Below are 5,678 nucleotides of genomic sequence, written 5' to 3' on the forward strand. Positions count from 1 at the left end.
AACGATTGCCGACATATCAGGTAAGCTAGGGCATATGAAGTTTCTTTCGCCGGATTCCGGCTTTATGCGCGGCCTCAGTGACGCGGTCGACGCGATTTGGATCAACATACTCATGCTGGCGACCAGCATCCCGATCATCACGATTGGAGCGGCGCTGGCCGCGGGCCATGACGCCACCCGCCGCACGCTTTCCGGAGAAGGCACGGCGACCCGCAATTATTTCTCCGCGTTCCGTTCGAATTTCACGAAAGCGACCGGGTATTGGCTGATTTTCGGCGTCACCGGCGCGTTCAGCGTGTATTCGTGGGTCGTGTTGCAGATCACGCCGCTGCTGATTCCGAAATTCGCGTTGAGCATCGTATGGCTGATCGGTTTTGAATGGATCTGGGCGCTGCAGGCCCGCTTCGAGAATTCGTTCTGGCACACGCTGGGCAATGCGTTCGTGTTCGGCGTGAGCAATATCGGTCATACATTGGCGTTGATCGCCATCGATGCGGTGTTCATTGCGTTAATCATCGGCAGCTGGCTGTACATGCCACAGGGCCTGTTCCTGCTGCTGGTGCTCGGCTATGGCACGATGCTGATGCTGCATTCGCCGATTCTGGAGCATGTGTTCAAGCGGTACTTGAAGTAGTTTTGCATGCCGCGTGAAACGGCGTGTGGAACATAGCTGATATGCGTGTGGCGCGGATTCCCATTCACGGGAATCCGCGCCACACGCATTTTCAGCCGGAATCAGCCCTTCACCGCGCCAGCCATCACGCCCTTGACGATATGCTTCTGGCAGATGAGGTAGAAGACGATGATCGGGATGATCGCCATGACCAGGCACGCCATCATGGCGCCCATATCGACGGAACCATAGCCGCCCTTCAGGTACTGCACGGCCACGGAGATGGTCTTGTACTTGCTCAGGTCGAGCGTCAGGTACGGCAGCAGGTAGTCGTTCCAGATCCACATGGCCTGCAGAATCGCCACCGAAACGATGGACGGCTTCATAATCGGCACGACGATCTGGAAGAAGATGCGCGGAACGGATGCGCCGTCGATCATCGCGGACTCCTCCAACGACTGCGGGATGCCCTTGATCACGCCGGTGAAGATGAATACCGCCAGACCGGCGCCGAAGCCCAGATACACGAAGCACAATCCCCACGGGGTGTTGAGCTTGAGCATGTCGGCGAGCTTGGACAGCGTGAACATGACCATCTGGAACGGCACGATCATGTTGAACAGGAACAGGGTGTACAGCAGTTTCGCGGCCCAGTTGTTGACGCGCACGATCCACCACGCGCACATCGATGTGCACAGCAGAATCAGAACGACCGAGCCGACGGTGATGAGCAGCGTCCAACCGAAGCTGGCGAAGAAATTCGTGGTTTCGATACCGCGCGTGTAGTTCTCCAATCCGACGAATGCCTTGCCGGTGGGGATGGAGAACGCGTTGCGGGAGATATACGCCTTCTGTTTGAACGAATTGATGACCACCAAAACGATCGGGAAGACCCATGCGAGCGAAACTACTGTGAACAGCACGGTCCACAATCCGCCGTGCTTCGTTTTTTCTCCGGAGATCATGCCTCCACCTCCTTGCTTGTGGTGAGCTTGTTCTGGATGAGCGCGACGATGGCCACCAGGATGAAGAACAGCACGGCCTTGGCCTGGCCGACGCCCTCCCAGCCCATGCGTCCGTAGAACGTGCGGGTGATGTTCATCGCCAGACCCTCCGACATGTTCGACGGAGCGCCGTTCGTCAGAGCGAGGTTTTGGTCGTACAGTTTGAATCCGTTGGTCACGCACAGGAACGAGCAGACGGTGATCGACGGCATCATCAGCGGAATGATGATCTTGAACATGGTCTGCGTGCCGTTCGCGCCATCCACGGCGGCCGCTTCGAGCACATCGGTCGGCAGCGATTGCATGCCGGCGATGTAGATGATCATCATGTAGCCGATCTGCTGCCAGCACACCAGAATGACCAATCCCCAGAAACCGTAGGTGGCGCTGTACGTCAGCGCGCGACCCCAGTGCGCGAGGATGCCGTTGAGCAGCAGCATCCAGATATAGCCCAGAATGATGCCGCCGATCAGATTCGGCATGAAGAACACCGAACGGAAGATGTTCGACCCCTTGATGGCCTTGGTGAGCATGTACGCGATGGCGAACGCGACCACGTTGATGACGATCGTGGTCACGACCGTCAGCGCGGTGGAGAATCCCAGCGCATGCAGGAACTCCTTGTCCGCGAACGCCCTCTGGTAGTTTTTGATGCCGACGAATTCGGCGTCGGTGACGGTGGTGAACTTGCAGAAGCTCAAGTACACGCCCATGATGAACGGAATCACAAATCCGATGATGAATGCGGCGAACGTCGGCAGCGCGAACAGCGCCCACCATTTCCGTATCGCCTTGCCAGCCATGCTGATCATAGCCTGCCCGCTTTCCTCGTTCTCCATTCCGCGTATCGCAACGGCGCGATGCGGAATCCCTGCATTCGTTACTTTGATCGGCGATTCACAACTTCGTTCCTCGCCGTTCCTTGGTTTTCACTCGCCATGATAAACGGTTCGCAACAAAATGTCAAACGTTGTCATTTCTAACGATTACATATGCAACATCTACCAACGTTGTCATCATTTGAAAATGTTGTTTTCCATTGAAACAACGGACTCTTTACAATCTTTCTTTCGATATGAAAACGTTTGTAATGGTATACTTGCAAAGCATCGTGGAATACACTGGTATCGAGATACATCAACGGCACCAAGGAAAGTCATGAAAAGCAGCATTCAAGATGTGGCGCAACTTGCGCATGTATCCATTTCGACGGTCTCGCGCTCCTTCACCCGACCGGATCTGGTTTCCAAAACCACCCGCGACAAGGTGATGAAAGCGGCCAATGAGCTGAACTTCTCCATATCGCGTTCAGCCGCGGCGTTGAAGACCGGCCGCGCGCTGCGCGTCGCGGTGCTGGTCTCCGGCCGTCTCAACCTGTGGTTCAGCTCGTCGATCATCGAAGGCCTCAACCAGGTCTTCCACGACGAAGGCTACGACATCTCCATCTACCAGATGTCCAGCATCGAGGAACGTCGTGAATTCTTCGAAATGCTGCCGGTACGCCGCAACGTCGACGCGGTCATCGTAATCTCCTTCGACATCGATGGCAACGAGATCAAGCAGCTCAAATCGGTCAACGTGCCGATCATCGGCATCAATTGCAGCCTGCCCCAGGAACGTGGATTCAACGCCGCCGTGCGCATCGACGACAAGCAGGGATCCGAGCTCGCGGCACGGCATCTGATGACTTTGGGGCATCGCGACATCGCCTACATCCGCACCGACCGCGAGGTGACGCTGCATTTCAGCGTGGCCGGACGCTTCGAATCCTTCATGGCCTGCTGCGAGGCCAACGGAATCACACCGCGCGAACTCGTCACCGACGAGAACGAGAACAACATCAGCAAGGTCGTCACGCAGCTGCTCAGCCTCGACCGCATGCCGACGGCCATCGCCTGCCAGGAGGACGGCATCGCCATCCCGCTGTTGTTCCAGCTGGAACGCAGCGGATTCACGGTGCCGAACGACATCTCCATCATCGGTTACGACGACAGCGCATACGCGCACGACATCGGATTGACGACCATCCGCCAGACCCCTGTGGAGATGGCGAGGACGGCCGCGCACATGGCCCTTGACCTCATCGACAAAAAAGAAATTGACGAACCGTTCAAGACCTTCCCGGCGCAGCTGATCGTCCGTTCGACGACGGCGCGGCTACGCCACTGACGATTTCGCAAACGGCCGCCGGAAACGCCGCGTCCGGAGGCGTCGGATAAATCAGCGCCGAGGCGCAAGGCATCGAAAAGGGTGCAATCGTATCGCACGATTGCACCCTTTTCGTCATGGACGGACCGAAATCCCGGCCGTCGACACGGCCGGATCCGCATCAGATCGAATCCGGACGGCCCTCCGCATCAAATCAGTGGGCGGCGTCGTATTCGGTCTTCCAACCGTCCACGAATGCGGTCTTGACGGCGTTCCAGTCACCGGTGCCCTGCGCGTATTCGAGCAATGCGGAACCGAGCTGGTTCTTCCATTCCTCGGACGGCATCATGGTGAAGTTCCAGGAGACCGCGGTCTTGCCGGAGTTCTGGTCCTCCACGGCGGCCTGGGTCAGCGGGTTGTCGGACTTGACGTCGTTGAAGGACTTGAACGGCGTGGTCAGGCCCATGTCGGAGGAAAGCGCCTTGATGCCGTCCTCATCGGTGACGACCCACTTGAGGAAGTCCTTCGTGGCCTTCTTGTCGGCGTCGGAGGCCTTGTCGTTGATGCACCAGTAGTTTTCGGATCCGGTGGCCAGGCCTTGCTTCTCCTCGCCCTTGGCACCGATGTAAATCGGAATCATGCCGACGGAATCGGCCTTCATGCCGTTCTTCTGCAGATCAGACCATGCCCAGGTGCCGTTCTGGTAGAAGGCCGCCTCGCCAAGCGAGAATTCGGAAGTGGCGTCATCGCCGGTCTTGGAGCTCAACTGGGTCGGCTCGGTGGTGGAGTCCTTGAGGTACAGATCGAAAATCTGCTTGTACTGCGGCAGATACGTGCCCTTGACCGTGGCCGGCTGTTCGGTGACCTTGTCTTTCTTGAACTCGTAGTACAGCGGCAGGTTGGCCAGGTGTGTCTTGAAACGCCAATCGGAACTGGAATCGAAGCCCGCGGAGGTGAACGCGCCCTTGATGCCCAGCTCGTCCTTCTTGGCCTGCATGTCGTCGGCGACGGCCTTCAGCGTATCGAAATTGTCGATGTCATCGACGCTTGCGATCTTGGCTCCACCGGTGGCGATGTACTTGGCCAGCAGGTCCTTGTTGTAGATCAGGCCGTAGGTCTCCATGGCATATGGGATGCCGACGACCTTGTCCCCGTCCTTCAGCGCGACGGATTTGTCGATCAGCTGCTTGTACGGCTCCGTGTCGGACATATCGGCGGTGTAGTTCTTCCAGTTCTGGTAGCCGACCGGTCCATTGACCTGAAACAGCGTCGGAGCCTCGGATTTGGCGATTTCGGACTTCAGCGTCTGCTCGTAGGTATTGGAGGCGGCCGTCTGGACCTTGACCTCGACGCCGGTCTTCTTGGTGTATTCCTTGGCCAGCTTCTGCCATGCGTCGTTGGCCTCGGGCTTGAAGTTCAGGTAATAGACCTTGCCTTTGCCGTCATCCGAGCTGGAGCTGGAGCCGCACGCGGCCAACGTGCCCACGGACATCGCCGCGATGGCGATTATGCCTACTGCCGTTTTGATAGTGCGATTCATCATCGAACCTTCCTTGTCACTCCCCCGGCATCATGCCGGTAGCTTCTCCGAAGCCGCATCCTCACGGCTTCCGACAAGTACTATTGTGCCGCATTCCTCCCTTTTTTGCAAACGTAGGCATTTTTGCCTGATTATTCACGCATAGCCATTCCATATCAAATTACGTAAAACCTAGTATTTTCAATAGTTTGCGGCACTATAAAACAATGAAAGCGTTTGCGACACGCCACCCTAAAATCCAATCAATTGCCATGATTCCTCTGAAAAGCCAAGAAATCGAGAGACCCTCTTCATCTCTTCGGAATCACAGTCTTTTCAGAATCCTCGGCGCCGCAGACGAACGCATGCACAATGACAGTGCGGGCGGACCGAA

General features: G+C 56.9%; 5 protein-coding genes. 2 read left to right on the forward strand and 3 right to left on the reverse strand.

From position 1 onward, the window contains the following. The first annotated feature begins 34 nt into the window (after positions 1-34). Positions 35-634, forward strand: coding sequence for a YesL family protein (locus B3C64_RS06955; protein WP_291534672.1), 600 nt, complete (start codon positions 35-37; stop codon positions 632-634). A gap of 101 nt (positions 635-735) precedes the next feature. Here the strand turns inward: B3C64_RS06955 and B3C64_RS06960 are convergent, their stop codons facing one another. Together B3C64_RS06960 and B3C64_RS06965 are read right to left on the reverse strand one after the other, a co-directional pair. Then, positions 736-1,578 carry a carbohydrate ABC transporter permease gene (locus tag B3C64_RS06960; protein ID WP_291534673.1) on the reverse strand — a complete coding sequence of 281 codons (843 nt, stop codon included), beginning with the start codon at positions 1,576-1,578 and terminating at the stop codon, positions 736-738. Next, positions 1,575-2,429, reverse strand: a complete 855-nt coding sequence (locus B3C64_RS06965; RefSeq protein ID WP_291534674.1) for a carbohydrate ABC transporter permease — start codon at positions 2,427-2,429, stop codon at positions 1,575-1,577. Before B3C64_RS06965 ends, B3C64_RS06960 begins: the two co-directional genes overlap by 4 nt. 346 nt (positions 2,430-2,775) lie before the next feature. Between B3C64_RS06965 and B3C64_RS06970 the strand changes: the two genes are divergently transcribed. After that, positions 2,776-3,786, forward strand: a complete 1,011-nt coding sequence (locus B3C64_RS06970) for a LacI family DNA-binding transcriptional regulator (protein WP_291534675.1) — start codon at positions 2,776-2,778, stop codon at positions 3,784-3,786. 193 nt (positions 3,787-3,979) lie between these two features. On the opposite strand, the gene B3C64_RS06975 is transcribed toward B3C64_RS06970, so the two are convergent. Beyond that, entirely contained in the window at positions 3,980-5,308 is a 1,329-nt protein-coding gene (locus B3C64_RS06975) for an ABC transporter substrate-binding protein (RefSeq protein ID WP_291534676.1), read from the reverse strand. Positions 5,309-5,678: the final 370 nt, after the last annotated feature.

This window comes from Bifidobacterium sp. UBA6881 (assembly GCA_002451435.1).
GTDB lineage: Bacteria > Actinomycetota > Actinomycetes > Actinomycetales > Bifidobacteriaceae > Bifidobacterium.